The following is a 1,386-nucleotide window of genomic DNA, read 5'->3' on the forward strand; positions in this document are numbered from 1 at the left end:
GGCGCCGGTGCCGCACGCGCGCGCGGGCCACGGGTTCGGCGCCCGGCCGCGGCACGCGCGCGTGGTCGCCCGACGCGCCCGGTGAGGTCGGTGAGGTCGGTGAGGTCGGTGAGGTCGATGCTCCCCTCCCGGTGCGCTCCTCGCGGCCCGCCGACTCCTCCCGCTCCCCCGAGAACTCCGAGAGCTCCGAGAGCTCCGAGAGCTCCGAGAGCATCGGCTCAAGGGCCACGAACTCCTCAAGGCGTTCGGCGCACCGCTCGCACGTCGCCAGATGGGCCTCGAACGCGCTCGCCTCGGCGTCGTCGAGGATGCCGAGCGCGTACACCCCGACCGTCTCGTGCACCTGGTCGTCGGCCGGGTTGTCGGCCGGGTTGTCGGCCGGGTCCTGGCCGGACTGTGCGGTCATGACGTCACCCCCCGTTCCTCCAGCGCCAGTTTCATGGAGCGCAGCGCGTAGAACACCCGGGAGCGCACGGTTCCGCTGGGGACGCCGAGCCGCTCGGCCGCCTCGCTGACCGTACGCCCCTCGAAGTACGTCTCGACGAGCACCGCGCGGTGGGCCGGGGTGAGGTCGTCCAGGGCGTCGGCCAGCGTCATCAGGCGCAGCGCCTTGTCGATCTCGTCCTCGGCCGCGACCGCCTCCAGTGGGGCGGGGTCGACCTCCTGCGGGCGGGCCTGGCGGCTGCGGTGGTGGTCGATGACGATGCGGCGCGCGACCGTGACCAGCCAGGGCCGCAGCGAACGGGCCGCCGGGTCGAGGTTCTCCGCGTTCTTCCAGGCACGGATCAGCGTCTCCTGGACGACGTCCTCGGCGCGCTGCCGGTCGCCCGCCACCAGGCGCAGCACATGAGCGAGGAGCGGTCCGGCGTGCTCGGCGTACAACGCGCGCATCAGCTCATCGGCCACGGCCAGATCCTCGCGCACGACTGCCTCCGCTGTCACCGCTGTCCCCGGGGCGGCCGGGTCTGTCAGCTGAGCTCACGCAGGTGGTACGTACGAACACGCGCCCGTGTTCAACGGGGGCGGCAAGAAGCAGGGGCAAGGCGGCAAAGAGCCCGGGGCCCCGCTACGCGCGCGCGAGTGCCGCGGCCCGGCGCCGGTGCCGGGCCACCCGCTCCCGGTTGCCGCACACTTCGCTGGAGCACCAGCGTCGCCTGCGCCCCCGGGACATGTCGAGGTAGACGATCGCGCAGTTGTCGCCCTCGCACTGCCGCAGCGCGCCCCGCGCGGCCGGATCGGTGAGCAGGTCGACGGTGTCCCTGGCGACGGCGGCGAGCAGCGCGGCGCAGTCGGGCTCGGCGTGCAGGGCGCGTACGAGACCGCCGTCGGCGGTGCGGACGGCGCGCGGGGCGGGCGGGGCGGCGCGGGCGTACAGGTTGACGCGCT

At 74.4% G+C, this 1,386-nt stretch carries 3 protein-coding genes; all 3 read right to left on the minus strand.

The window, feature by feature from the left end; all coding sequences use genetic code 11:
• A partial coding sequence (locus OFY01_RS16875) for a zf-HC2 domain-containing protein (RefSeq protein ID WP_266600739.1) occupies positions 1–406 on the minus strand: 406 nt, incomplete at its 3' end.
• Entirely contained in the window at positions 403–891 is a 489-nt protein-coding gene (locus OFY01_RS16880; protein ID WP_407700362.1) for a sigma-70 family RNA polymerase sigma factor, read from the minus strand. The genes OFY01_RS16875 and OFY01_RS16880, both read right to left, overlap by 4 nt.
• Before the next feature lie 175 nt (positions 892–1,066).
• Positions 1,067–1,386: CGNR zinc finger domain-containing protein (locus tag OFY01_RS16885; RefSeq protein WP_266600743.1), on the minus strand; the 320-nt coding region annotated here is incomplete at its 5' end.

This window comes from Streptomyces beihaiensis (assembly GCF_026274175.1).
GTDB classification, from domain to species: domain Bacteria; phylum Actinomycetota; class Actinomycetes; order Streptomycetales; family Streptomycetaceae; genus Streptomyces; species Streptomyces beihaiensis.

Excerpts from the sequence above, each read along its gene's own strand:
- OFY01_RS16880 (WP_407700362.1), bottom strand. The coding sequence starts at position 891 with ATGCGCGCGTTGTACGCCGAGCACGCCGGACCGCTCCTCGCTCATGTG.